The organism is Pseudomonas sp. 3296 (genome assembly GCF_031456615.1).
GTDB classification, from domain to species: Bacteria; Pseudomonadota; Gammaproteobacteria; order Pseudomonadales; family Pseudomonadaceae; genus Aquipseudomonas; species Aquipseudomonas mucoides.
Genome location: NZ_JAVDUY010000002.1, coordinates 563,835 through 588,307, shown reverse-complemented (window position 1 = coordinate 588,307; position 24,473 = coordinate 563,835). Strand labels below are relative to the sequence as shown.

At 59.5% G+C, this 24,473-nt stretch carries 23 protein-coding genes and 2 pseudogenes; 15 read left to right on the top strand and 10 right to left on the bottom strand.

Features of this window, described 5'->3' with window-relative positions:
• Positions 1-8: 8 nt before the first annotated feature.
• The 3 genes from J2X66_RS07185 to J2X66_RS07175 all read left to right on the top strand — a co-directional run bounded on the left by J2X66_RS07185 (position 9) and on the right by J2X66_RS07175 (position 2,073).
• Entirely contained in the window at positions 9-1,091 is a 1,083-nt protein-coding gene (locus tag J2X66_RS07185) for a 5-(carboxyamino)imidazole ribonucleotide synthase (RefSeq protein ID WP_310262649.1), read from the top strand.
• 111 nt (positions 1,092-1,202) lie between these two features.
• Entirely contained in the window at positions 1,203-1,448 is a 246-nt protein-coding gene (locus tag J2X66_RS07180) for a GlsB/YeaQ/YmgE family stress response membrane protein (protein WP_027926291.1), read from the top strand.
• An 88-nt stretch (positions 1,449-1,536) separates the two neighbouring features.
• Positions 1,537-2,073, top strand: coding sequence for a DUF3299 domain-containing protein (locus J2X66_RS07175; protein ID WP_310262644.1), 537 nt, complete (start codon positions 1,537-1,539; stop codon positions 2,071-2,073).
• A 118-nt stretch (positions 2,074-2,191) separates the two neighbouring features.
• Here the strand turns inward: J2X66_RS07175 and J2X66_RS07170 are convergent, their stop codons facing one another.
• Positions 2,192-3,091 (bottom strand): D-hexose-6-phosphate mutarotase, encoded by a 900-nt coding sequence (locus tag J2X66_RS07170; protein ID WP_310262641.1) that lies wholly within the window; start codon positions 3,089-3,091, stop codon positions 2,192-2,194.
• 57 nt (positions 3,092-3,148) lie between these two features.
• Positions 3,149-3,553 carry an acyl-CoA thioesterase gene (locus J2X66_RS07165; RefSeq protein ID WP_007942704.1) on the bottom strand — a complete coding sequence of 135 codons (405 nt, stop codon included), beginning with the start codon at positions 3,551-3,553 and terminating at the stop codon, positions 3,149-3,151.
• Positions 3,554-3,917: 364 nt separating this feature from the next.
• Here J2X66_RS07165 and J2X66_RS07160 point away from each other — a divergent pair, with 364 nt between their 5' ends.
• The 8 genes from J2X66_RS07160 to J2X66_RS07125 all read left to right on the top strand — a co-directional run bounded on the left by J2X66_RS07160 (position 3,918) and on the right by J2X66_RS07125 (position 14,586).
• On the top strand, positions 3,918-5,216 hold the full coding sequence (locus J2X66_RS07160; RefSeq protein ID WP_310262636.1) for an MFS transporter: 1,299 nt from the start codon (positions 3,918-3,920) through the stop codon (positions 5,214-5,216).
• A gap of 230 nt (positions 5,217-5,446) precedes the next feature.
• Positions 5,447-6,451 (top strand): phosphate ABC transporter substrate-binding protein PstS, encoded by a 1,005-nt coding sequence (locus tag J2X66_RS07155; RefSeq protein WP_310262633.1) that lies wholly within the window; start codon positions 5,447-5,449, stop codon positions 6,449-6,451.
• Positions 6,452-6,652: 201 nt separating this feature from the next.
• On the top strand, positions 6,653-8,935 hold the full coding sequence (locus J2X66_RS07150) for an ABC transporter permease subunit (protein ID WP_310262630.1): 2,283 nt from the start codon (positions 6,653-6,655) through the stop codon (positions 8,933-8,935).
• A 15-nt stretch (positions 8,936-8,950) separates the two neighbouring features.
• The gene (gene pstA, locus J2X66_RS07145; RefSeq protein ID WP_310262627.1) at positions 8,951-10,621 is read left to right on the top strand and encodes a phosphate ABC transporter permease PstA; all 1,671 of its coding nucleotides are present in this window, start codon (positions 8,951-8,953) and stop codon (positions 10,619-10,621) included.
• A 123-nt stretch (positions 10,622-10,744) separates the two neighbouring features.
• Positions 10,745-11,578: a phosphate ABC transporter ATP-binding protein PstB gene (gene pstB, locus J2X66_RS07140; protein ID WP_027926300.1), complete on the top strand. Its 834-nt coding sequence runs from the start codon at positions 10,745-10,747 to the stop codon at positions 11,576-11,578.
• A gap of 120 nt (positions 11,579-11,698) precedes the next feature.
• A complete protein-coding gene (gene phoU, locus J2X66_RS07135) occupies positions 11,699-12,460 on the top strand; it encodes a phosphate signaling complex protein PhoU (protein WP_310262624.1) in 762 nt (253 codons plus the stop codon).
• A 167-nt stretch (positions 12,461-12,627) separates the two neighbouring features.
• The gene (locus tag J2X66_RS07130) at positions 12,628-13,527 is read left to right on the top strand and encodes a response regulator (RefSeq protein ID WP_310262622.1); all 900 of its coding nucleotides are present in this window, start codon (positions 12,628-12,630) and stop codon (positions 13,525-13,527) included.
• Between the two features lie 162 nt (positions 13,528-13,689).
• Entirely contained in the window at positions 13,690-14,586 is an 897-nt protein-coding gene (locus J2X66_RS07125; RefSeq protein WP_310262619.1) for a M23 family metallopeptidase, read from the top strand.
• 56 nt (positions 14,587-14,642) lie between these two features.
• Here J2X66_RS07125 and J2X66_RS07120 read toward each other — a convergent pair whose 3' ends face one another.
• The 3 genes from J2X66_RS07120 to phoB form a co-directional block, all read right to left on the bottom strand.
• Entirely contained in the window at positions 14,643-15,983 is a 1,341-nt protein-coding gene (locus J2X66_RS07120) for a hemolysin family protein (RefSeq protein ID WP_310262617.1), read from the bottom strand.
• 125 nt (positions 15,984-16,108) lie between these two features.
• Positions 16,109-17,395, bottom strand: coding sequence for a phosphate regulon sensor histidine kinase PhoR (phoR, locus tag J2X66_RS07115; RefSeq protein ID WP_405046763.1), 1,287 nt, complete (start codon positions 17,393-17,395; stop codon positions 16,109-16,111).
• A gap of 136 nt (positions 17,396-17,531) precedes the next feature.
• Positions 17,532-18,221, bottom strand: a complete 690-nt coding sequence (gene phoB, locus J2X66_RS07110) for a phosphate regulon transcriptional regulator PhoB (protein ID WP_007896474.1) — start codon at positions 18,219-18,221, stop codon at positions 17,532-17,534.
• 151 nt (positions 18,222-18,372) lie between these two features.
• Here phoB and J2X66_RS07105 point away from each other — a divergent pair, with 151 nt between their 5' ends.
• Positions 18,373-18,756, top strand: a complete 384-nt coding sequence (locus tag J2X66_RS07105) for a hypothetical protein (protein ID WP_310262612.1) — start codon at positions 18,373-18,375, stop codon at positions 18,754-18,756.
• A 64-nt stretch (positions 18,757-18,820) separates the two neighbouring features.
• On the opposite strand, the gene ubiA is transcribed toward J2X66_RS07105, so the two are convergent.
• Both ubiA and J2X66_RS07095 read right to left on the bottom strand, forming a co-directional pair.
• Positions 18,821-19,711 (bottom strand): 4-hydroxybenzoate octaprenyltransferase, encoded by an 891-nt coding sequence (gene ubiA, locus J2X66_RS07100; protein WP_310262610.1) that lies wholly within the window; start codon positions 19,709-19,711, stop codon positions 18,821-18,823.
• Positions 19,711-20,262, bottom strand: coding sequence for a chorismate lyase (locus J2X66_RS07095; protein ID WP_310262608.1), 552 nt, complete (start codon positions 20,260-20,262; stop codon positions 19,711-19,713). The genes ubiA and J2X66_RS07095 overlap by 1 nt, the downstream gene beginning before the upstream one ends.
• A gap of 201 nt (positions 20,263-20,463) precedes the next feature.
• On the opposite strand from J2X66_RS07095, the gene J2X66_RS07090 reads away from it, so the two are divergent.
• From J2X66_RS07090 to J2X66_RS07080, 3 genes are all read left to right on the top strand, one after another.
• Positions 20,464-20,631, top strand: a complete 168-nt coding sequence (locus J2X66_RS07090) for a rubredoxin (protein ID WP_305447516.1) — start codon at positions 20,464-20,466, stop codon at positions 20,629-20,631.
• Positions 20,632-20,654: 23 nt separating this feature from the next.
• On the top strand, positions 20,655-21,803 hold the full coding sequence (locus J2X66_RS07085; RefSeq protein ID WP_310262604.1) for an FAD-dependent oxidoreductase: 1,149 nt from the start codon (positions 20,655-20,657) through the stop codon (positions 21,801-21,803).
• Positions 21,804-21,997: 194 nt separating this feature from the next.
• Complete coding sequence (locus tag J2X66_RS07080; RefSeq protein WP_003213368.1) at positions 21,998-22,273, top strand: HU family DNA-binding protein; 276 nt, start codon at positions 21,998-22,000, stop codon at positions 22,271-22,273.
• An 89-nt stretch (positions 22,274-22,362) separates the two neighbouring features.
• Here the strand turns inward: J2X66_RS07080 and J2X66_RS07075 are convergent, their stop codons facing one another.
• The 3 genes and pseudogenes from J2X66_RS07075 to tssI all read right to left on the bottom strand — a co-directional run.
• The gene (locus tag J2X66_RS07075; protein ID WP_310262602.1) at positions 22,363-22,758 is read right to left on the bottom strand and encodes a DUF6124 family protein; all 396 of its coding nucleotides are present in this window, start codon (positions 22,756-22,758) and stop codon (positions 22,363-22,365) included.
• Between the two features lie 505 nt (positions 22,759-23,263).
• Positions 23,264-23,692, bottom strand: a pseudogene (locus tag J2X66_RS07070) (DUF2931 family protein); the annotation flags it as partial.
• Positions 23,691-24,443, bottom strand: a pseudogene (tssI, locus tag J2X66_RS07065) (type VI secretion system tip protein TssI/VgrG); the annotation flags it as partial. The pseudogenes J2X66_RS07070 and tssI, both read right to left, overlap by 2 nt.
• Between the last annotated feature and the right edge of the window lie 30 nt (positions 24,444-24,473).

Genomic DNA, 24,473 nt, shown 5'->3' with positions numbered 1-24,473 from the left:
TGTTGACGATGAAGATCGGTGTAATCGGTGGCGGCCAGTTGGGTCGCATGTTGGCGCTGGCGGGTACTCCGCTGGGCATGAACTTCGCTTTCCTGGACCCCGCGCCGGATGCTTGCGCAGCCGCGTTGGGCGAACACCTGCGGGCCGATTACGGCGATCAGGATCACCTGCGTCAGCTCGCCGATGAAGTCGATCTGGTGACCTTCGAGTTCGAAAGCGTCCCGGCCGAAACCGTCGCGTTCCTGTCACAATTCGTCCCGGTTTATCCGAGCGCTGAAGCCCTGCGCATCGCCCGTGATCGCTGGTTCGAGAAGAGCATGTTCAAGGACCTGGGGATTCCGACCCCGGCGTTCGCCGACATCCAGTCGCAAGCCGATCTGGACGCCGCCGTGGCTTCCATCGGTCTGCCGGCCGTGCTGAAAACCCGCACCCTGGGTTACGACGGCAAGGGCCAGAAAGTCCTGCGCAAACCGCAAGACGTGGTCGGCACCTTCGCCGAGCTGGGCAGCGTTGCCTGCCTGCTGGAAGGCTTCGTGCCGTTCACTGGCGAAGTGTCGCTGATCGCCGTGCGTGCTCGCGATGGCGAAACCCGTTTCTATCCTCTGGTTCACAACACCCACGACAGCGGCATCCTAAAGCTGTCCGTGGCCAGCACCGATCACCCACTGCAAGCCCTGGCGGAAGACTATTCCAGCCGTGTGCTCAAGCAGCTGGATTATGTCGGCGTGATGGCGTTCGAATTCTTTGAAGTCGACGGTGGTCTCAAGGCCAACGAAATCGCCCCGCGCGTGCACAACTCCGGGCACTGGACCACGGAAGGCGCCGAGTGCAGCCAGTTCGAAAACCACTTGCGCGCCGTTGCCGGTCTGCCGCTGGGTTCGACGGCCAAAATCGGTGAGAGCGCGATGCTCAACTTCATCGGCGTTGTACCGCCGGTTGAGAAGGTGATCGCAATTGCCGATTGCCATCTGCACCACTACGGCAAGGCGTTCAAGGCCGGTCGCAAGGTCGGTCACGCCAACCTGCGCTGTGCAGACCGCGAGACGCTGGCGGCACAGATCCTCAAAGTCGAAGCGCTCATCGCTGAGTAAAATAGTTTCATGTGGCAGCGGCGGAACCATTCTGGGGCCGCCGTTCTCTCATGGCAGGATGTGAAAGTCTGACTAGGCTTTCGCATAACCAACCAATCAGAGGGAAATGCCATGGGAATTATCGGAACCATCTTTATCGGCTTGATCGTCGGCCTGCTGGCTCGGTTCCTGAAACCGGGCGATGACAGCATGGGCTGGATCATGACCATCCTGCTCGGTATCGGCGGTTCGCTGGCGGCTACTTACGGCGGCCAGGCTCTGGGCATCTACCACGCGGGCGAAGGTGCTGGTTTCATCGGTGCGCTGGTTGGCGCGGTGGTGTTGCTGGTGATCTACGGTTTGATCAAAAAGAACTGATCCAAAGCGACAAAGCCCCCTCTGCGCCGCACGCAGAGAGGGCTAGAATGCTCGGCGACTTATCGCCCTTCCTTTACCGAGCACCTCAATGCGCCGTCTTCTGTTGACTCTCCTTTTTCTGGGCAGTGGTTTGGCCCATGCCGGCGAACTGCCGGAAACCGACTGGCTGGAACTGATGCCCAAGTCGGATCAGAAAGCCCTCGAAGCCATGCCTGAAATTGACCACAACTCCCCTGAAGGCGATGGTACCTTTACGGCGAAAGGTGGCATGAAGCAGAGCAAAGGCTTGCCGGCGGTGATGTATTCGACCAAGACCGTGCCGTCGATGAACGACAAGAACATCCGCATCGGTGGTTACCCGGTGCCGCTGGAGTCCGACGCCAAGGGTCGCAGCACGCTGTTCTTCCTCGTGCCGTACCCGGGCGCCTGCATCCACGTGCCACCACCGCCGCCAAACCAGTTGGTGCTGGTGCGTTATCCGAAAGGGTTGAAGCTGGATGACATCTACACGCCGCTGTGGGTAACCGGCACGTTGAAGATCGAGACGGTCAGCAACGACCTGGCCGACGCGGCGTATGCGCTGGATGCGGCGAAGGTGCGGGTAGTGAAGGAATCGGATCTGTAGGTGATCAAACTGTGGGAGCGAGCCTGCTCGCGATGGCGGTGTAACAGTCAACATTGATGTTGGATGTTATGGCCTCATCGCGAGCAGGCTCACTCCTACAGTTGTTCTGTGGTGTGGCTTAAAGGGGTTTACTGGCGATGCTCACGCCCAAGGTATGGCTGGCACCCGGTGCCAGTGTCACGACATCACCCATCACGTTCGCCGTCTCGATGCACAGCATCCGCTGCCAGCCATCGTCTGCCATGTCGCTGAACGCCGCCGCACGCTCGATCCACGGGTTCCAGATCACCGCTGCGCGCGATCCGCTGCTTGTCAGCTCGATGCGTCGCTCCCACGCCGGATCGACAATGCTCAGCGTCATCGGGGGATCGAGGTAAATGCGATCGGTCTCGCCGGTAAAATGCAGGTCACCAGACTGAGTGACAGTGTTCCAGTCATCCAGCGTCTCGATGTAGCTCAAGCCATCCAGCCCTTCAACCTGCACATTACGAACATCGCTGACCGCGAAATAGCTGTGCAGCGCCTGGCTGAGGGTGACGGTATCCGTGCCCTGGTTGTGGCTGGTCAGGCTGATATGCAGTTGCTCATCCAGACGGATGCTCAGCTTCAAATCCACCTGATGCGGCCATTGCGCAAAGCCACCTTCAGGGTAGGGCAGGACAAATTCCACCTTGAGGCTTTCGCCTTCGGCTTCGATGCCGCCCAGCTCCCAATCCATCGCCCGGACAAAACCGTGGGCGCTCGGCGCTTCATTGCTGACGCGCATTGCCTGGACGCTCTGCGGGTTGCGTGCAAAGTTGCCGAACCACGGCCAGCACACCGGCACGCCGGCGCGAATGCTCTTGCCGGTCTTGAACACGGCCTCGTCGTTGAGCCAGATCAGCGGCGGTTGGCCGGCCAGTTGATAACTGAGGATGTGCGCGCCTTGCTGGGCGACCAGCAATTCTGCCTGACCGTGGCGGATGCGCCAGCAGTTCAGTTCATCCAGTTTCACGGCTTCAACGTTGGGCGTGTTCATGGGACAACTCTCGATCGGGAACAATGACTGCAATGGACCGCAAAACCGTCGCAGCGTTTAACGCGCGCGGGGCGGAACCGAGCGAGTACGGCCGCTGCCGTCGATGGCGACGAACACGAACACCGCTTCAGTCACTTTACGCCACTCGCTGGACAGCGGATCGTCGCTCCAGACCTCGACCATCATCTTGATCGAGCTGCGGCCGATTTCCAGAGCCTGGGTATAAAAGGAGAGCTGAGCGCCCACCGCAACCGGAACCAGGAACGCCATGCGATCAATCGCAACGGTGGCAACGCGCCCGCCAGCAACCTTGCTGGCCATGGCGGTGCCGGCCAAATCCATCTGTGCCACCAGCCAGCCGCCGAAAATATCGCCGAAGCCGTTGGTTTCGCGAGGAAGCGCAGTGATTTGCAGGGCCAGGTCGCCTTGCGGGATTGGATCTTCTTGTTCGAGCTCTATCATGCCGGGGGTGCCTCTGACCCGTGACTCTTCATTGGTACTTCAGGTGAATAGCCGCTTTCAAGAAAAACGATTCAGCCCCGAACATACTACGTTCGTCACGTTTTTCGTAAGGCGCCTAAAGGGAAACTCTGCGAAATCGACTGGTAGAGCCAGCAGCGTCTTCGCACAGCAACCCTTTCAAACTGTTGCAAGATCCCGAGTATATCGGTCGGTAGACTCCGAGACGACCGCCGGGTTCTCATTTTGACTGTCAAAAACGCACCTCTATGTGCTTTTTCGAACAATTTGTTATGGTGCCGGACCTGCCCAAGCCTCCGCCAGCGTTGTTGAGGTTGCAGATTCGACTATAAGAGAAGCCCTTGCCATGACCACAGCGCCCTCGAGCATCGCGCAGCCGACTCAACCCGCACGTCCCTTGACCCGCAACGACTACAAGACGCTATCGCTGTCTGCCCTGGGCGGTGCGTTGGAGTTCTACGACTTCATCATCTTCGTGTTCTTCGCCACGGTGGTGGGCAAACTGTTCTTCCCGGCGGACATGCCCGAGTGGCTGCGGCTGATGCAGACCTTCGGCATTTTCGCTGCCGGCTACCTGGCGCGCCCGCTGGGCGGCATCGTCATGGCGCATTTCGGCGACCTGCTGGGACGCAAGAAGATGTTCACCCTGAGCATCTTCATGATGGCGGTACCGACCCTGATCATGGGTTTGCTGCCTACTTATGCGCAGATTGGCCTGTGGGCACCGATCCTCTTGCTGCTGATGCGGGTGATTCAAGGCGCGGCGATTGGCGGTGAAGTGCCCGGCGCGTGGGTCTTCGTTTCCGAACACGTGCCGCAACGGCATATCGGCTACGCCTGTGGCACCCTGACCAGCGGTCTGACGGCAGGCATTCTGCTGGGCTCGCTGGTCGCCACGGCGATCAACAGCATCTATACCCCCGTGGAAGTCTCGGATTACGCCTGGCGGATCCCGTTCCTGCTCGGGGGTGTGTTCGGCCTGTTCTCGGTGTACCTGCGCCGCTGGCTACACGAAACCCCGGTGTTCGCCGAACTGCAACTGCGCAAGGCCCTGGCTGAAGAAGTGCCGCTGCGCGCCGTACTGCGTGACCATCGCGGGGCGATCCTGATTTCCATGCTGCTGACCTGGCTGCTGTCCGCCGGCATCATCGTAGTCATCCTGATGACCCCGACCGTGTTGCAGACCGTTTACCACTTCTCGCCGACCACGGCGTTGCAGGCCAACAGCCTGGCGATTGTGTTCCTCAGCCTGGGTTGTGTGGCGTCCGGTGCGCTGGCGGATCGCTTTGGTGCCGGGCGGGTGTTCGTGTTTGGCAGCGCCGCGTTGCTGATCAGCTCGTGGACGTTCTATCACAGCCTGTTCAATCACCCGGACTGGCTGTTTCCGATGTATGCCTTGACCGGTTTGCTGGTGGGCACCATCGGCGCGGTGCCGTATGTGATGGTGAAGGCCTTCCCGGCGGTGGTGCGGTTCAGCGGGTTGTCGTTCTCGTACAACCTGGCCTACGCGATTTTCGGTGGTTTGACGCCGATGGTGGTGACGTTGCTGCTGAAGGAGAGCCCGATGGGGCCTGCCTATTATGTGGCGATCATTTGCGGGGTCGGGATTTTGGTGGGTGGGTATCTCTGGAAGAAAGGGCGTTAAGCCGGATTCTTCATCGATTGCACTGGCACCTTCGTGAGCAGGCTCGCACACATTGAAATAGTTTTCCTTGTGGGAGCGAGCCTGCTCGCGAATGGAGCAACGCGAAATATCCTGCAAAAAAGCCGAATGCTGGCCTTTCATCCAATTGTCATATTTCAGCCATAGAGTGTTCACACGGCCTGCTGATACTTGGCCCCGACTTAACACACCCTATCTGCTAGGAGTAAGGCATGAAACTGAAGCGTTTGATGGCGGCAATGACTTTTGTCGCTGCTGGCGTCGCGACTGCCCACGCGGTGGCCGCTGGTGTTGACCCGGCAATTCCGGCCTATACCAAGACCACTGGTGTATCGGGCAACTTGTCCAGCGTCGGCTCCGATACCCTGGCCAACCTCATGACCCTCTGGGCTGAGAACTACAAAAAAGAATACCCGAACGTAAACATCCAGATTCAGGCCGCTGGCTCCGCCACCGCGCCACCTGCGCTGACTGAAGGCACCTCTAACCTGGGCCCGATGAGCCGCAAAATGAAGGACACCGAACTGGCTGCCTTCGAGCAGAAGTACGGCTACAAGCCAACCGCTATCCCGGTTGCCGTGGACGCCCTGGCTGTCTTCGTTCACAAAGACAACCCGATCCAGCACCTGACCATGGAACAAGTCGACGCGATCTTCTCGTCCACTCGTCTGTGCGGCGCTAAAACCGACGTCAAAACCTGGGGCGACCTGGGCGTGACCGGCGACCTGGCCAACAAGCCGGTTCAACTGTTCGGTCGTAACTCGGTATCCGGCACCTACGGCTACTTCAAAGAAGAAGCCCTGTGCAAAGGCGACTACAAGCCAAACGTGAACGAACAACCTGGCTCGGCTTCGGTCGTGCAGTCGATCAGCTCCTCGCTGAACGGCATCGGTTACTCGGGCATCGGCTACAAAACGGCTTCCGTGAAGACTGTGGCTCTGGCCAAGAAGGGCAGCACTGACTTCATCGAAGACAGCGAAGAAAACGCACTGAACGGCAAATACCCGCTGTCGCGTTTCCTCTACGTTTACGTCAACAAAGCCCCGAACAAGCCTCTGGCCCCGCTGGAAGCCGAGTTCGTGAAACTGGTTCTGTCCAAACAGGGCCAGGAAGTTGTAGTGAAAGACGGTTACATCCCACTGCCAGCCAAAGTCGCAGCCAAAGCACTGGCTGACCTGGGTCTGTCGGAAGGCGGCGCTGAAGTCGCAAAAAAGTAACAAATTGATTCGAGGTTAACCTCGGATCCTGTGGGAGCGTGGCTTGCCCGCGATGGCCGTAACCCGGTCTCCCGGCAAGCCAGGGCTCTTGCTCCCACCCCCCCCCAAATTTCCGGTCCTCTGCCAGTTCCCGCTGGCGGCGGACTTGTTGCGTCACTGCATTGTCATCTTTCTGTCATACAGGATCGCTAGGGTGTGCGCATGAATGATCTGGCCAATTCCACCATGACTACGAATCCCCCCAAGCGAATTGATTTCAATACGCCTGAGTTGCAACGCAAGCGCCGCATTCGCGCGCTCAAAGATCGCCTGACCCGTTGGTACGTCCTTGTTGGCGGCCTCGCTGTCCTCGGCGCGATCACGCTGATTTTCTTCTTCCTTGCCTACGTCGTTGCGCCCCTGTTCCAGGGTGCCAGCCTGACCGCCAAGGACGCCATCACGCCCGCCTGGATGCAAGACGCCGGCAAACCGCTGATGATCTCCCTCGAAGAACAGAACCAGGTCGCCATGCGGGTTTCCGACAAGGGCCAGGCGTTGTTCTTTGATATCGACAGTGGCGCTGAACTCAAGCGATTCGATCTGCCATTGCCCGCCGGTGTCAGCGTGACCTCCATCGGTGAAGACCAACCGGGCCATCCATTGGTGGCTGTGGGTCTGTCCAACGGTCAGGCACTGGTGTTCCGTCACACCTATAAAGTCAGCTACCCGGACGGCAAGAAAACCATCTCGCCGGCCATCGAATACCCGTATGGCCAGACGCCGATTGCCCTGAACGAAGCGGGCGGCGCGCTGGAGCACATTAGCCTCAACGCCAACGATTCGACGCTGATGCTGGTCGGCGCAACCGGTTCGCAACTCAATGTTTTGTCGCTGACCAGCGAAGAAAACATGATGACCGGTGAAGTCACCAACGAGCAGAAGCGTATCGACCTGCCGCAGATGACCGAGGCGGTGAAGAACATCTTCGTCGACCCGCGTCAGCAGTGGCTGTACGTGATCAACGGGCGTGCGCAGGCCGACGTGTTCAGTCTGCGCGACAAGAGCCTCAACGGTCGCTACAAACTGCTTGAAGACGGCGAAGCGCAAATCACTGCCAGTACCCAACTGGTGGGCGGTATCTCGCTGATCCTCGGCGACTCCAAAGGTGGTCTGGCCCAGTGGTTCATGGCGCGCGACCCTGACGGCGAGCTGCGCCTGAAGCAGATTCGTACATTCCAGATGGGCACCACGCCGATTGTCGAAATCAGCGCTGAAGAACGTCGCAAAGGCTTCGTCGCCCTCGACGCCTCCGGCAAACTCGGCGTGTTCCACAGCACCGCTCACCGCACCTTGCTGGTGGATCAGGTCGTGGAAGGCCAGGGCCTGTTCGGTCTGTCGCCACGCGCCAACCGCATCATCGTCGAAGCGGGCGGCAAGATTCAGCCGCTGCTGCTGGACAACCCACACCCGGAAGTGTCCTGGAGCGCGTTGTGGAGCAAGGTCTGGTACGAGAACTACGACGAGCCTAAATACGTCTGGCAATCGACCGCCGCCAACACTGACTTCGAACCGAAGATGAGCTTGTCTCCGCTGACCTTCGGTACCTTGAAAGCCGCGTTCTACGCCATGCTGCTGGCGGCACCGCTGGCCGTCGCTGCTGCGATCTACACCGCTTACTTCATGGCCCCGAGCCTGCGCCGCAAGGTCAAGCCGGTGATCGAACTGATGGAAGCGATGCCGACGGTGATCCTCGGTTTCTTCGCCGGCCTGTTCCTCGCTCCGTATGTAGAAGGGCATTTGCCGGGCATCTTCAGCCTGCTGATGCTCCTGCCGATCGGCATCCTGGTCGCCGGTTTCACCTTCAGTCGCCTGCCTGAGTCGATCCGCCTGAAAGTGCCGGACGGCTGGGAAAGCGCGATCCTGATCCCGGTGATCCTGTTTGTAGGCTGGCTCTCGTTGTACATGAGCCCGTACATGGAAACCTGGTTCTTCGGCGGCGACATGCGCATGTGGATCTCCCACGACCTGGGCATCACCTACGATCAGCGCAACGCACTGGTCGTCGGCCTGGCCATGGGCTTCGCGGTCATCCCGAACATCTACTCCATCGCCGAAGACGCCGTGTTCAGCGTACCTCGTGGCTTGACCCTCGGCTCCCTGGCCCTCGGCGCCACGCCGTGGCAGACCATGACCCGCGTGGTGATCCTCACCGCCAGCCCGGGCATCTTCTCGGCACTGATGATCGGCATGGGCCGTGCGGTCGGTGAAACCATGATCGTGTTGATGGCCACCGGTAACACCCCGGTCATGGAAATGAACCTGTTCGAAGGCCTGCGCACACTGGCGGCCAACGTTGCGGTGGAAATGCCCGAATCGGAAGTCGGCGGCAGCCACTACCGCGTGCTGTTCCTCTCGGCGCTGGTGCTGCTGTTGTTCACCTTCATCATGAACACCCTCGCAGAACTGATTCGTCAGCGTCTGCGCAAGAAATACTCGTCGCTTTAAGAAAGGTAGAAGTCTGTGAAACAGAACTCCCTGAATGGATGGTTCAAGAGCGGCGCCCCGGGCGTCTGGATCAGCGGTGGCGCGGTGTCCATCGCGGTCATCATGACCATTGGCCTGCTGGCCGTGATTGCCGTGCGCGGCCTGGGTCACTTCTGGCCGGCGGATTTGATCCATGCCAGCTACGACGTGCCGGGCCAGGCCAATCACCTGGTCATCGGCGAAGTGGTACAGAAGGAAGAAGTGCCGCGTGAGCGCCTGAAAAGCGCTGGCCTGCCGGTGCCCGATCAGGGCCCGGAGTTCATGACCCGCGAGCTGATCAAAGTCGGCAACCGTGACTTGAACGGCAACGACTTCACCTGGATCGTCGGCGAGTGGCTGACTAACCAGAAGACGCCACCTGAGCTGATGACCATCGAGCGTCGCGAGTGGGGCAACTTCTACGGCTACCTGGTCAACGTCAAACAGGACGGCAAAGTCATCGCTGAAGGCGAAGCAGCCTGGCCGGAACTGCAGGTGCGTGTTGACCGCGTGAACAAGCTGGCGGCACAGCTCAAGACCCTGGAAAAGGTCGACATCGGCGCGATCAACTCCGGCCTGGAACGCATTCGTCTGCACGGTCGAAAACTGGAGCTGGCCGGCAAACTTGACGCCGCCGCGCAAGCGGACATGGATGCCGAGCGCGCCGAGCTGAATGCACGTTATCAAGACATCGAAGCCCGTCTGAATGACCTGCACGCCCAGTTCAACCGCGACAGCCTCACGGCCCGCGATGCGAACGGCAAGGAAATCGAAATCAGCATCGGCAAGGTGGTTCACGCTTACCAGCCGAACGCCATGGGCACGATGACCAAGGTCGGTTTCTACTTCAGCAAGGTCTGGGAATTCCTGTCCGACGACCCACGTGAAGCGAACACTGAAGGCGGGATCTTCCCGGCGATTTTCGGCACCGTGATGATGACATTGATCATGGCGATGATCGTGACGCCATTCGGCGTGCTGGCAGCGGTTTACCTGCGTGAATACGCCAAGCAGAACACCTTGACCCGGATTATTCGCATCGCGGTGAACAACCTGGCGGGCGTTCCGGCCATTGTTTACGGCGTGTTCGGTCTGGGGTTCTTCGTCTATGTACTGGGCGGCTCGGTTGACCGGTTGTTCTTCCCTGAAGCATTGCCGGCACCGACCTTTGGTACACCGGGCCTGCTCTGGGCCTCGCTGACCCTGGCACTGCTGGCCGTACCGGTGGTGATCGTGGCCACCGAAGAAGGCCTGGCGCGGATTCCTCGCACCGTGCGTGAAGGCTCGTTGGCCCTCGGCGCGACCAAGGCAGAAACCTTGTGGAAGATCGTGCTGCCGATGGCCAGCCCCGCGATGATGACCGGCATGATCCTCGCCGTGGCGCGTGCCGCCGGTGAAGTGGCGCCGCTGATGCTGGTGGGTGTGGTGAAACTGGCGCCGTCGCTGCCGCTGGATGGCAACTACCCGTACCTTCACCTTGACCAGAAGATCATGCACCTGGGCTTCCATATTTATGACGTCGGCTTCCAGAGCCCGAACGTCGAAGCCGCGCGGCCGCTGGTATACGCCACGGCACTGCTGCTGGTACTGGTGATCGCCACGCTGAACCTGTCGGCCGTCTACATCCGGAACCACCTGCGCGAGAAATACAAAGCGCTGGATAGCTAAGTTAATTGGTCGCCGCTGTCCCTTGTGGGAGCTGGTGTCAGACAGAGATTTTGAGTAAGCCGCTGGCCCGAATACCAAGCCAGCGGTTCAACGAACCGAATTTGTTAGCACAGGGAGCCTCCCATGCAGCACGAAACACATACCCACGGCATCAACATGTCGGCGTTGGGTCGCGACAAACAGAGCCTGAGTCTCGAGCAGGAAACCGTGGCCATTGAAGTGCCGGGCCTGAGCCTGTTCTACGGCGAGAAACAAGCGCTGTACGACGTCAGCATGAACATCCCGAAACAGCGTGTGACCGCCTTCATCGGTCCGTCCGGCTGCGGTAAATCCACGTTGCTGCGGACTTTCAACCGCATGAACGACCTGGTGGATGGCTGCCGTGTCGAAGGCGCAATCAACCTCTACGGCAACAACATCTACCGCAAGGGCGAAGACGTGGCCGAACTGCGTCGTCGCGTGGGCATGGTGTTCCAGAAGCCGAACCCGTTCCCGAAGACCATCTACGAAAACGTGGTTTATGGCCTGCGCATCCAGGGCATCAACAAGAAGCGCATCCTCGACGAAGCCGTTGAGTGGGCGTTGAAAGGCGCGGCACTGTGGGACGAGGTCAAAGACCGTCTGCACGAATCGGCACTGGGCCTGTCCGGCGGCCAGCAACAACGTCTGGTCATCGCGCGGACCATCGCTGTGGAACCGGAAGTGCTGCTGCTCGACGAACCGTGCTCGGCACTCGACCCGATCTCCACGCTCAAAGTCGAAGAGCTGATCTACGAACTGAAATCGAAATTCACCATCGTCATCGTGACCCACAACATGCAACAGGCCGCGCGGGTTTCCGACTACACGGCGTTCATGTACATGGGCAAACTGGTGGAATTCGGCGACACCGACACCCTGTTCACCAATCCGGCGAAGAAACAGACCGAAGACTACATCACTGGGCGGTACGGCTAGCCGTACAGCTGCAAGCCGCAAGCTTCAAGCGGCAAGAAAGAAGCGGTGCGATATCAGGACTTATACATAACTGCTTGAAGCTTGCAGCTTGAAGCTTGCAACTTTCGCGGAGCGAAACAGATGATTAGTAAAGAAGGCCTTACCCACCACATTTCCGCGCAGTTCAACGCCGAACTGGAGGAAGTGCGCAGCCACCTCCTGGCCATGGGCGGGTTGGTGGAAAAGCAGGTCAACGACGCAGTGACCGCGCTGATCGAAGCCGACTCCGGTCTGGCCCAGCAGGTTCGCGAGATCGACGACCAGATCAACCAGATGGAACGCAACATCGACGAAGAATGCCTGCGCATTCTGGCCCGTCGTCAGCCGGCAGCGTCTGACTTGCGTCTGATCATCAGCATCTCCAAGTCGGTCATCGACCTGGAACGCATCGGTGACGAAGCGACCAAGATTGCCCGCCGCGCCATTCAGTTGTGCGAAGAAGGCGAAGCGCCGCGCGGTTACGTCGAGGTTCGCCACATTGGCGATCAGGTGCGCAACATGGTGCGCGATGCGCTGGACGCGTTTGCCCGTTTCGACGCCGACCTGGCGCTGTCGGTGGCGCAGTACGACAAGATCATCGACCGCGAATACAAGACCGCCCTGCGTGAGCTGGCGACCTACATGATGGAAGACCCACGCTCTATCTCGCGGGTCTTGAGCATTATCTGGGTGTTGCGTTCGCTGGAACGGATCGGCGACCACGCGCGCAATATCTCGGAACTGGTGATTTACCTGGTGCGCGGCACCGACGTGCGTCACCTGGGCCTCAAGCGCATGAAGGAAGAAGTTGAAGGAACAAGCGGTGAAACCGCTAATGTTCCGGGCAAAGGTGACGATAAGTAAGACTGCCCAAGAAAAACGCCCGGTCCTTTGGCCGGGCGTTTTTGTGTGTGGTTTTCGACGTTACTAGCAGCACCCGCGAACGAAAAGTCCCGGCGTGACTGAAGGTTTTTGGCAATGTGCCATCAGCAAAACGGTATGCTTGCCGGGATTTTTTCGAGGGGTGGTGGATGAGCAAGATCAGCGTGTTGGTGGTGGACGATGCAGCGTTCATTCGTGACCTGGTAAAGAAAGCCCTGCGCAACTACTTCCCGGGCATTCGCACGGAAGACGCGATCAACGGCAGAAAGGCTCAGGCCATGCTCGCCAAGGAGACGTTCGACCTGGTCCTGTGCGATTGGGAAATGCCGGAAATGTCTGGTCTGGAACTGCTGACCTGGTGTCGCCAGCAGGACCACCTCAAGACCATGCCCTTCGTGATGGTCACCAGCCGTGGCGACAAGGAGAACGTGGTCCAGGCGATTCAGGCCGGCGTTTCCGGCTACGTCAGCAAGCCCTTCACCAACGAACAACTGCTGACCAAGGTCAAGCAGGCACTGAACAAGGTCGGCAAACTGGACGCCCTGATGAGCGGCGCCCCGGCGAAAATGAACTCGGCCTTCGGCAACGATACCCTCAGCGCCTTGACCGGCGGCAAACCTGCCGTGGTCGCACCGACGCCGGCAGCCGCACCGTCTCGTGGTCTGCTCAACAGCCCGCCGGTCAAGGCCCCGACTGCCGCTGCACCTGCCAGCGGTCGTGGTCAAGGCCAGCTGCGCTTGTCGAGCGGCATCCAGCAATGCGTGATCAAGGCCTTGAGCATCAAGGAAGCGCTGCTGGTGGTTAAGCGCACCGACACGCTGCCACAAATCCTCGACAGCGCTGTACTCGATCTGGAGCAGGGCGAGAACGCTGAAATCGCGCGCCTGAATGGTTACCTGCACGCTGTCGTCGCCCACGAGCCGAAACCGGACAGCGACTGGTTGCAGCTGACCTTCCGCTTCGTCGACCAGGACGCGCAAAAACTCGACTATATCTCCCGCCTGATTGCTCGTGGTACGGCGCAGAAGCACTTCGTTCCTGGCGCGTAATCCTCGTCGCCTGACAGTCCGCCATCGCGAGCTGGCTCGCGATGGGGCCATTGAATACACCACACATCCGCTGAACCGCCCCTTTTGAAACATCTGCCGACTACCCGGGTCCATTGCAGCTGCTAGGCTCAACCCAAGACCTTACTCGACAGAACCCTGCCCATGCTCGCGCGCCTGCTGTTTTTCTGTGGTCTGTTCATGGCCGCCACTTCGGCGATGGCCGTGACGGTCTACAAGTCCACCGACGCCAATGGCGTGGTCTCCTACAGTGACCGCCCCACGAAAGGCTCGGAGGTGTTCGTTTTTCGAGATCGCATGGATGAGCACCTTGAGCGTCAGGTGTACCTGGTGTTCCTGAAGAAGGACGGCGAGCACAGCGTGTACGTGCGCAATAACCTGTACGCGCCAGTTGAGATCGGCTTGAGTTTCGCCGGGTTGAAAAATGTCAGCGGCGCGCCGGGTAAACCGATTCGCAAGGTATTGCCGGCGCGCAGCAGCGTCCGTGTCGCGGTGCTCACCGCGACTCAGGCCGGAAGGCCGCTGGTGTATACCCCGAAGTTCAAATACGCCTTGGGCAACCCCTCAGGGTCTGCCATGGCCTATCGATACCCGTTCCCCTGGCGAGGCGGTCCGTTTCATGTGAGCCAGGGTGCCGAAGGCGCCTACAGCCACTTCGGGTCGAAGAGTCGCTACGCCATAGACATCGCCATGCCTGAAGGTACGCCGATCATTGCCGCGCGTGGCGGGGTGGTGGTGAAAACCGAGAGCGGGCAAACGGGGCGCGGCACCAATCCGTCGGGCAATTTCGTGCGGGTGCTGCACGATGACGGGACCATGGGCGTGTACCTGCACCTCAAGCAAGGTTCGGTCTGTGTTCGTGAGGGGCAGCGGGTGTCGGTGGGCAGTGCGTTGGCACTGTCGGGCAACACCGGCAACAGCACCGGGCCGCACCTGCATTTTGTGGTGCAGCGCAATACGGGACTGGGGCTGGTGTCGATTCCGTACCAGTTCAGACAACCGATGGGGGTGTTGCCCAACTTTGTGTTGGGCAAGCAGTGATGTGTTGCCTGTACTGACGCCTTCGCGAGCAAGCTCGTTCCCACAGGTTTTGTGGTTTAGTCGAGCATCAACACCTTGGCCAGAATGATCTTCGGCCCTTTCATCTTCTTGATGATGATCCGTAAACCTTCGACTTCCAGCACTTCTTCCTCTTCCGGCACCCGCTTCAGGCTTTCGTAGACAAGCCCGGCGAGGGTTTCGGCTTCGACGTGATCCAGGTCGATGCCCAACAGGCGTTCGACCTTGAACAGCGGCGTATCACCGCGCACCAGCAGTTTGCCAGGTTGGTACGCGAGGATCCCGCGCTCGGCCTTGCGGTGTTCGTCCTGAATGTCGCCGACCAGCACTTCCAGCACGTCTTCCATGGTCAGGTAGCCAATGATGTTGCCATCGGCCTCTTCCACCAGGGCGAAGTGCGAGCCGCCCTTGCGAAATTGCTCCAGCAACTGCGACAACGGCATGTGCCGCGAGACGCGTTCCAGCGGCCGGGTCAGCTCAGCCAGGTTGAACGACTCGGGGATGTGATCCAGCGCTGCCAGCTCCAGCAGCAGGTCCTTGATGTGCAGCAGGCCGACGAACTCCTGACGGTCGCTGTCGTAGACCGGGTAACGGCTGAACTTGTGGCGACGGAACATCGCCAGGATCTCTTTCAACGGTGCGTTGAACTCCAGCGTCACCAGGTCTTCCCGGGAGTTGGCCCAGTCGACCACTTCCAGCTCGCCCATTTCCACAGCCGAGGCCAATACGCGCATGCCTTGGTCGCTCGGGTCCTGACCACGGCTGGAGTGCAGGATCAGTTTCAGTTCTTCACGGCTGTAATGGTGCTCGTGATGCGGGCCGGGCTCACCCTGGCCGGCGATGCGCAGGATGGTGTTGGCGCTGGCGTTCAGCAGGTAGATCGCCGGGTACATGGCCCAGTAGAACAGGTACAGCGGCACGGCAGTCCACAGCGACAGCAGTTCCGGTTTGCGGATGGCCCAGGATTTCGGGGCCAGTTCGCCGACCACGATGTGCAGGTACGAAATGACGAAGAACGCGGCGAAGAACGAGACGCCTTTGATCACTTCGGCCGACTGCACGCCAACTGCTTCAAGCATCGGCTCGAGGATGTGCGCGAACGCCGGTTCACCGACCCAGCCAAGGCCGAGGGAGGCGAGGGTGATACCTAACTGGCACGCTGAGAGGTACGCATCGAGCTGACTGTGAACGGTGCGCAGGATATGTCCGCGCCAGCCGTTTTTATCGGCGATGGCCTCGACTCGCGTCGAGCGCAGTTTGACCATGGCAAATTCCGCCGCAACGAAAAATCCGTTGAGCAACACCAGGATCAGAGCAAAGAGAATCATGCCGAAGTCGGCGAATATTGTTGCGAGGGTCAAGCCAGGGGAAGGGTCCATGATGGGGTTTTGCGGGTTCCGTCTATTCAAAAAAAGGGGAGTAATGCGGTGCCTGAAGGGCAGGCACAAGTCAGCCAATGTAGCGGCTGACTCGGTGATTGCCTAGTGGCGCGTGCTGGCCGGTATCAGTCAGCGGTTCTCAGGACTTGGGATTTGGACACCTGAGCCGGGGCAAAGTGGCAGGTGAAGGTGCTGCCGTGGCCAGGCACGCTGCTGATTTCCATCCGCGCGCGGTGGCGCAACAACACGTGTTTGACGATAGCCAGGCCCAGGCCGGTGCCGCCGGTGTTGGAATTGCGGCTGGAGTCGACGCGGTAGAAGCGTTCGGTCAGGCGCGGCAGGTGTTTGCTGTCGATGCCGATCCCGGAATCCTGCACGCTCAGGTGCGCGCCTTGCTCATCGGCCCACCAGCGAATGCGGATATTGCCTTCTGCCGGGGTGTATTTCACTGCGTTGAACACCAGGTTGGAAAACGCACTGCGCAGTTCCGCTTCGCTGCCCTTGAGCATGATCGTCGGGTCGGCTTCCAGGGTGATGCGCTGGTTTTTCTGCCCGGACAGCTGCTGAGCGTCGCTCTTGATCGACTGCAACAGGCTGTCAACGACCACGGGCTGGTTGTCCGATGGGTAATCGGTGGCTTCCAGCTTGGCCAGCAACAGCAAGTCATTGAGCAACGTCTGCATGCGACCGCCCTGTTGCTGCATCTGCTGCAAGGCGCGGGTCCAGCGTGGGTTCACTTCATCGACGTTGTCGAGCAGGGTTTCCAGATAGCCACAGATCACCGTCAGCGGCGTGCGCAGCTCATGGGAGACGTTGGCGATGAAGTCTTTGCGCATCTGTTCCAGCTGATGGATACGCGTGACGTCGCGCACCAGCATCAGGTGTTCATTGTTGCCGTAGCGGGTGATGTACAGCTGAATGCGCACGCGATCATTGGTCGGCGACGGGATTTCCAGCGGTTCGGCGTAGCTATCCTGCTCGAAATATTCCTTGAAGCGCGGGTGGCGCACCAGGTTGGTGACCGGCTGACCGCTGTCTTGCGGGGTCTTGAGGCCGAGCAGGGTTTCGGCGGCGAGGTTCCACCATTCCAGGTTGCCATCGCTGTCGAGCATGACCACTGCGTCTTTCAGCGCGGCGGTTGATTCCTGGATCCGGTCGATCACCGCTTGCAAACGCCCGCGTACCCGTTGGTCGCGACGTTGCAGGTGATAGATGCTGTCGAACACCTCGCCCCACAGGCCATAGCCATCGGGTGGGGCTTCATCGGCTGAGTGCAGGCGTAGCCATTCGTGCAAACGCAGTAGTTGCTTGAGGGTCCAGGCCAGGTAAAGGCCCAGCCCCGCGGCCAAGCTCCAGCCGTAGTAGCCGGTAATCAGGCCGATCACCAGGCAACCGGTGACCAGCAACAGCATGTGGCGAATCAGGGTGCCATGCCAGTTTTGGTTCACGGGGCGTCCTTAACGCAGCTTCAAATTTCAAGCTGCAAGCTTCCAGTCAGAGCGGTTTGGCTGTTCCTTGCCGCTTGTAGCTCAAAACTTGCAGCTGTTTTTATGCTTTGGTGGAAAAGCGGTAACCCGTGCCACGCACGGTTTGTACCAGATTTTCGTAGGCATCACCGAGGGCCTTGCGCAGACGACGGATGTGCACGTCGACGGTACGCTCCTCCACATATACGTTGCCGCCCCAGACCTGATCCAGCAATTGGCCACGGGTGTAGGCACGTTCCTGGTGAGTCATGAAAAACTGCAGTAGGCGGTATTCGGTCGGGCCCATTTCGGCGGGTTTGCCGTCGATGGTCACGCGGTGGCTGATCGGGTCCAGCAGCAGGCCGCCGACTTCAATCGGTGCCTCGCCATCGGTTGGACCGGCACGGCGCAGTACAGCCTTGAGGCGGGCGACCAGCTCACGCGGGGAAAACGGTTTGGTGATGTAGTCGTCGGCGCCGACTTCCAGGCCCTGGATCTTGTTGTCCTCTTCGCCCTTGGCGGTGAGCATGATGATCGGGATGTCCCCGGTCAGCTCATCGCGCTTGAGGCGGCGGGCCAGTTCGATACCGGAGGTGCCGGGCAGCATCCAGTCGAGCAGGATCAGGTCTGGCTTGCGGTCGACGATGATGGCATGGGCCTGCTGCGAATTCTCGGCCTCCAGGCAGTCATAGCCGGCCATCTCCAACGCAACGGCGATCATTTCGCGAATGGGCGCTTCGTCGTCGACGATCAGAATGCTCCTGCCAACCATGCCTTAATCCTCTTGTCATTTAACTGTCTTGCGCCGCATTAGATAACGGAATTATTGCAGTCGTGTGACAGTATTTTAGCTACCCGGCGATTGTCATGATCCTGAACTAAGCTCTAAGTCCGAATCCTGACAACCACAAAGGAAGGTTTCCATGAAGCACATCTCGCAATCCTTCAAGGCCCTGCTGCTGGTGGCGGCGTTTTCATTGCCGGCCATGGCCTTCGCGGCTGAGCCGGGCATGATGAAAGGCGACATGATGGTCGACCACAAGGGCATGACCTTGTACACGTTCGACAAGGACACGGGCGGCAAGTCGGTGTGCACCGGTGAATGTGCAAAAAACTGGCCGCCGCTGGAGGCAAAGGCAGGCGACAAGGCTGAAGGCAAGTGGACCATCATCAAACGTGACGACGGCATGATGCAGTGGGCTTACGACGGCAAGCCGCTGTACTACTTCATGAAGGACAAGAAACCCGGAGACATGACGGGTGACAAGATGAAAGACGTCTGGCACGTCGTTCGCGAGCATATGTAAGCGATTCGCTTGAGCCTGTAGCAGCTGACGCAGCCTTCGGCAGCTGCTACATAAAGCGTGCCTGTCAGCGCAGTGCGTAATCCAGCACGATCCCGATAAAAATCGCCAACCCGGCCCAGTGGTTGTGCAAAAACGCCTTGAAGCAACGCATCCGGTCCTTGTCGCGGGTGTACCAGAACTCCCACGCGAAACAGCCCGCCGCCGCTAGCAAACCGAGATGGAACCAGCCACCGAGCTCGAATGTCGACCCGGCCAGCAACAGACAGCCCAGCGCCAGCCCCTGCAAGGTCAGGATGATCACCCGGTCCGCATCGCCAAACAGAATCGCCGTGGATTTCACGCCGATCTTGAGGTCATCGTCACGGTCAGTCATCGCGTAATACGTGTCATAGCCCACGGTCCAGAGCAGGTTGGCGATCCACAGCAACCACGCCGCCGCCGGCAGTTCACCGGTTTCGGCGGTGAACGCCATTGGCATCCCCCACGAAAACGCCGCGCCCAGCACCACTTGCGGGTAATAGGTGTAGCGCTTCATGAATGGGTAACTGAATGCCAGCGCCAAACCGCCGAACGACAACCAGACCGTCGCCGCATTGGTGCACAACACCAGCAGAAAACTCACGCCCATCAATAGCGCGAAGAACACCAGGGCTTCTTTGGAGCTGATCTTGCCGCTGACCAAGGGACGCTGCTCGGTGCGTTTCACATGACCGTCGACCTTGCGATCCGCCCAGTCATTGATCACGCAGCCACCGGCGCGGGTCAGAATCACGCCCAGGACAAAAATCACCACGTTGGCCAGCGATGGCGAGCCTTTGCCGGCAATCCACAGCGCCCACAGCGTCGGCCAGAGCAGCAGATAAATGCCGATCGGCTTGTCCATGCGCGTCAGTTGAATGAAATCCCAGGCCCTAGGGTTCAAGCGGTTCAAGGACTTGAGCAGGCTCTGGTACATCAGCAGTTCTCCGGATGGGCGCGAGCGGCGCTCCACAAGGTCGGCAGGAAGATCTCGGCCACCAGCACGCTCAGGGCGCCACGGTCGAAGCGCGAGCGCCGGCCCCACAGTTCCGGTGTCCGGCACTCCATCGGCAACCAGGCTTGAGGGTAGTGACACACCTCAATCGCACGGCGCTGGAACGCATGATCGCAAAACAGCAATTCCCCCAGGGAACGGCTGCCCAGTTCGTCCATGTGCAACCCGTCACCCTGCAACGCGCTGCGAGCTGCAACGCTGCGGGCAAACACCCACGCCTCGCCATGACCGCGCAAATACACCTCGCGCGCCCAGCCCTCGCTGCCTTCAGCCAGGTCCAGTGCGAGACATTCGTCGGCACGCAGTGGTTGCCAGCCTTCGAACAGTGGCGTGACGCTGAAGCGGTCATTCGACAAACGGGTCAACCGACGGGTCAGGGAGCCTTCATCGAACAGCCAGTCGAGGGTAGACGCGTCGGGGAGGGGCGTGAGCTGGCTTTGGGAAAGCCACAGCGGGGCGTTTGAGTGCGGCACAGTGAGTCATTATTGGCAGCAAATGAGGCGGCGAGCTTACCATGTCAGCCGGCGCTTTTGATTGATCCGGGCCGCCGTTGCGCCGAACACGCTTGCATCTGTCGGGCCCGATCAGTACAAAACGCCCTGAGCCGGACGGCAACGCTGCAACCATCGACCGTTCGTGCCGGCAATACGCCTGAATCCTGAGGAAGTAACTGAATGAAAAAGTGGCAATGTGTGGTCTGCGGCCTGATCTATAACGAAGCCGACGGCTGGCCGGACGACGGCATTGCGCCGGGCACCCCGTGGCAAGACGTGCCGGAAGACTGGCTGTGCCCGGACTGCGGCGTGGGCAAGATGGATTTCGAAATGATTGAAATCAACTGATAAGAACACCAGAGGAGTAAGGAATGAACGCACCTGTCGTCATCGTCGGTACCGGGCTGGCTGGCTATAACCTGGCCCGGGAGTTTCGCAAACTCGATAGCGAAACCCCGTTGCTGTTGATTACCGCCGATGACGGACGTTCCTACTCCAAGCCGATGCTCTCCACCGGTTTCGGCAAAAACAAAGACGCCGACGGCCTGAGCATGGCCGAGCCCGGTGCGATGGCCGAACAGCTGAAGGCAGAAGTGCGCACCCACACACGCATCAGCGGCATCGATCCGGGGCACAAACGCCTGTGGATCGGAGAAGAATCGGTGATCTACCGCGACCTGATCCTGGCCTGGGGCGCGGAAACCGTGCGGGTGCCCATCGAAGGTGACGCGGCGGATTGCGTGTTTCCGATCAACGATCTCGAAGATTACGCGCGCTTTCGTGCAGCGGCGGCCGGCAAACGTCGGGTGCTGTTGCTCGGCGCCGGCCTGATTGGCTGCGAGTTTGCCAATGACCTGAGTTTGGGCGGCTACGAGGTGCAACTGGTTGCACCGTGCGAGCAGGTGATGCCGACCCTGTTGCACCCGGCTGCGGCGGCTGCCGTCCAGGCCGGACTGGAAAGCCTCGGTGCGCGATTCCATCTCGGGCCGGTGCTCAATCGCTTGCAACGCGTGGCGGATGGCCTGGAAGCGCATCTGTCCGATGGCCAGGTGATCCCTTGCGACGTCGTGGTGTCGGCCATTGGCCTGCGTCCGCGTATCGATCTGGCCGCGGCGGCGGGTGTGCAGGTCAACCGTGGCGTGGTGGTCGACCGTCATCTGAAAACGTCCCATGACAATATCTACGCGCTGGGCGACTGCGCCGAGGTCGATGGGCTGAATTTGCTGTACGTCATGCCCCTGATGAGCTGTGCGAGAGCGCTGGCGCAGACCCTGGCCGGAAACCCTACGCCCGTGAGCTACGGCCCGATGCCGATCACCGTGAAAACCCCGGTGTGTCCGTTGGTGGTATCGCCGCCACCACGGGGCAGCGAGGGCGTCTGGACGGTCGAAGGGCAGGGCGGCGACATCAAGGTGTTATGCCGCGATGTCAGCGGAAAACTGCTGGGTTATGCCCTGACAGGCACGGCCGTAATGGAAAAACTGGCCCTCAACAAAGAGCTTCCGGCACTGCTGGCGTAAATACCGGTCGTTCTGTCGGAATCACCCCTCTTTTGCCCCTACAAAGCACGCGCCGAGACTGGCGCGGCTCTGCCTTGCGTGCCATCCTCACTCCCGTCTGCCGCAGAGTAGAGCACCTGCGGCGCTTTGGGCGCTGCTCCACAGAGAGCAGCACGGACATAACAACAAAAAACCGTCAAAGGGGCTTCACTAATATGCGTAAACCAGAACTCGCCGCAGCAATTGCTGAAAAAGCAGACCTCACCAAAGAGCAGGCCAATCGCGTACTCAACGCCGTTCTCGAAGAAATCACCGGCGCTCTGCATCGCAAGGACAGCGTCACGCTGGTGGGCTTCGGTACCTTCCTGCAACGCCACCGCGGTGCCCGCACCGGCAAAAACCCGCAAACCGGTGAGCCCGTCAAAATCAAGGCCAGCAATACCGTCGCCTTCAAGCCAGGCAAATCGTTGAAAGACAGCGTTAATCCGTAACACGCACCGACTGCCCGCGTCGCGGGTGAGCGGGATAAAAAATGGGCACGCCAACGAGGTTGGGTGCCCATTTTTTTATGGCTGGCGGATTAGCTGGCCCGGCTGAGTTTCCTGGCGAGAATCGCCGCCATTTCCGGCTCGTCCAGGTCATCCAGCGCCCGATCTATCAGCAGATGCACGCCATCGGCCATGCGGCTGAGCGCCAGGGCTACGGAGCGTTGTGGGCCGTCCACATTGTCGGCGAGGTCGGCTGCGATGGCGCTGATGGACCGAGAGTCTTCCGACGCGTTGGCGAGTAGTGCATCCGTGTTGATGTCGGGGCAAACGCTGAAGAGCTGGCCGTTGCGTTTGGGTTGTTTCGGTTTGGTCGGTGGGAAATGGTGGTCGAGGGCGCGCTCGGCGGCGTCGTTGAGCTTTTTTGAATCGGGGCTTTCGTAGGGTGAGACCGGATCGGTGTCCGGTGGGTTGGGTGTCACTTTGAACATGATCTTCAATTCCATGAATGATGCTGACACCACTTCGCCGACTAAACGGAGGGGTGGCAGCTGTACGCAGGTTAGTCGGACCGGGGAATTGAAGAAGCCGGCGCACCCGAAGGTGCCCTGCGCACAGCCACCATCAAATGCAGGTATGAGAAACCTGTCTGACGGAAGCTTGTGCAACTTCAATTACCAGCGGGCGACTAAACCCGTCCACTGAGAATCAGTGACAGGAACCAAGTTACCGACCGGCCCTAAGGCGCACAAGCCGGCGGATTCTGGCGTAGCCGTAGGCAACGGCGCAAGGTGTTGTAGCTTGCAGGACGTAACCTTGAGGCGTTTTAAACAAGTACTGGCGAGGGGGTGTTTAATTCAGGGAAATACAGGCTCCTTACTCGCTTCTGTTAGACGCACCCCTGTAAGGGACTTTTGGTTGGATCGTGGCTTGTACCTGCATTATTTGCGTTGCCTGTAAGCATGAACCTTCCAAATAAACGGTGGCGATACCGTCAGGCTCCAAGCCTATAGTCAGAATGTTTCGGTAATCCATTTTCCTTTTACCGACCCGACGGCAATAAGCTTCTTCGCTCTTGAGCATGATGGCTCGAGCCAGCTCGGATATTTCAATCACCGCCTCATAAGTCTGCACTTCTGCCAGAGACTTCCAGCGTACGTAGATTAGGCGAGGTAGACTCGCATCATCGAAGCGCCGCTCGCTGCCCATCGCATGCTCAGGGTATCCATTCGGTTTGAAAAGAAACGATGGGCCGAGATGGAGCGGGCTAGAGGACATCGTGGATACTCTCCCGATCTCCGCACCGCTGAACACGTTTCCATTGAGATCAACAACTTCAGCCTTTTCTATCCAGGCCCAAACTTTAGGCGGTGCAAAAAAATCCAACGCCCAGGCGTCATAAGGAAGGGCTGGGCCATTAACCATAGTCTTCAAGCTCGGGGCTGAACTCTGCGGTAAAGCGAGCTTCCAACAACCGACTGGGACGGTTCGGGTCGTAGTTGCGGCGGGTGACTAGGCTAGGGCGGGTGCTGAAACCCATGGAGAACTGACTGACCACCGGATGCTCTGCCACCATGCCGGCGCCTTGTCGGTACGGCGTTTCGCTCAGCTTGGGAAAGCAAGTCTGGTCGTCGGTGAACACCAGCAAATGGCCTTCCCGCGAATGCTGGTGATGCCAGGAAATGCCATCCTCGGCGCACAACCTCTGAACGAACTCAAAATCAGTTTCGCGGTATTGGGTGCAGTATTCGCGCTCGGGACTCGTTTTGACGTGGAAGGTAAACGCATCGGCCTGGATGCCATGCCCCTCGAGTACTTGAGCAATGATTTGCGGCGCCGTCTGGCCCTGGAAAATCCGCTGATCGTGGCTGAACTGCAAGTAGTGCAGCGCCGGTGCCAGGTTGACGCAGTAGCGGGTCAGGCGCTTGCCGATATCACTCACGGACACCGCTACGATGTGGCCATGAATGCCTTCGCCGTTATGGCCAAATTGCAGAAACGCGGGTTGGTTGAGCAGGCTCTCCAGATCGATATCCGGGTCCTCGCTGACCAGATCAACGCTAATTGAATACAAGGTGTTGATGGTTTCAGTGCCGTCGAAGGCCTGCACTTTGAAATCGTTGCTAACTGTCGGTATCACAAGGGTGAATTGAGGGGCGTTAGCGGGTGCAAACATGCGCTTTTCCTTTTGCTTTGTTAGCTCATC

Bases quoted from the DNA above. Each gene is read 5' to 3' on its own strand.
- ubiA (WP_310262610.1), bottom strand. From the start codon at position 19,711: ATGTACCAGAGCCTGCTCAAGTCCTTGAACCGCTTGAACCCTAGGGCC.
- J2X66_RS07080 (WP_003213368.1), top strand. From the start codon at position 21,998: ATGCGTAAACCAGAACTCGCCGCAGCAATTGCTGAAAAAGCAGACCTC.
- phoR (WP_405046763.1), bottom strand. From the start codon at position 17,395: ATGCTGTTGCTGGTCACCGGTTGCCTGGTGATCGGCCTGATTACCGGC.
- pstB (WP_027926300.1), top strand. From the start codon at position 10,745: ATGCAGCACGAAACACATACCCACGGCATCAACATGTCGGCGTTGGGT.
- J2X66_RS07085 (WP_310262604.1), top strand. From the start codon at position 20,655: ATGAACGCACCTGTCGTCATCGTCGGTACCGGGCTGGCTGGCTATAAC.
- J2X66_RS07120 (WP_310262617.1), bottom strand. From the start codon at position 15,983: ATGGACCCTTCCCCTGGCTTGACCCTCGCAACAATATTCGCCGACTTC.
- J2X66_RS07185 (WP_310262649.1), top strand. From the start codon at position 9: ATGAAGATCGGTGTAATCGGTGGCGGCCAGTTGGGTCGCATGTTGGCG.
- J2X66_RS07165 (WP_007942704.1), bottom strand. From the start codon at position 3,553: ATGATAGAGCTCGAACAAGAAGATCCAATCCCGCAAGGCGACCTGGCC.
- J2X66_RS07155 (WP_310262633.1), top strand. From the start codon at position 5,447: ATGAAACTGAAGCGTTTGATGGCGGCAATGACTTTTGTCGCTGCTGGC.
- J2X66_RS07075 (WP_310262602.1), bottom strand. From the start codon at position 22,758: ATGTTCAAAGTGACACCCAACCCACCGGACACCGATCCGGTCTCACCC.
- J2X66_RS07125 (WP_310262619.1), top strand. From the start codon at position 13,690: ATGCTCGCGCGCCTGCTGTTTTTCTGTGGTCTGTTCATGGCCGCCACT.
- J2X66_RS07105 (WP_310262612.1), top strand. From the start codon at position 18,373: ATGAAGCACATCTCGCAATCCTTCAAGGCCCTGCTGCTGGTGGCGGCG.
- J2X66_RS07180 (WP_027926291.1), top strand. From the start codon at position 1,203: ATGGGAATTATCGGAACCATCTTTATCGGCTTGATCGTCGGCCTGCTG.
- J2X66_RS07175 (WP_310262644.1), top strand. From the start codon at position 1,537: ATGCGCCGTCTTCTGTTGACTCTCCTTTTTCTGGGCAGTGGTTTGGCC.
- J2X66_RS07090 (WP_305447516.1), top strand. From the start codon at position 20,464: ATGAAAAAGTGGCAATGTGTGGTCTGCGGCCTGATCTATAACGAAGCC.
- J2X66_RS07170 (WP_310262641.1), bottom strand. From the start codon at position 3,091: ATGAACACGCCCAACGTTGAAGCCGTGAAACTGGATGAACTGAACTGC.
- phoB (WP_007896474.1), bottom strand. From the start codon at position 18,221: ATGGTTGGCAGGAGCATTCTGATCGTCGACGACGAAGCGCCCATTCGC.
- J2X66_RS07160 (WP_310262636.1), top strand. From the start codon at position 3,918: ATGACCACAGCGCCCTCGAGCATCGCGCAGCCGACTCAACCCGCACGT.
- J2X66_RS07130 (WP_310262622.1), top strand. From the start codon at position 12,628: ATGAGCAAGATCAGCGTGTTGGTGGTGGACGATGCAGCGTTCATTCGT.
- phoU (WP_310262624.1), top strand. From the start codon at position 11,699: ATGATTAGTAAAGAAGGCCTTACCCACCACATTTCCGCGCAGTTCAAC.
- J2X66_RS07150 (WP_310262630.1), top strand. From the start codon at position 6,653: ATGAATGATCTGGCCAATTCCACCATGACTACGAATCCCCCCAAGCGA.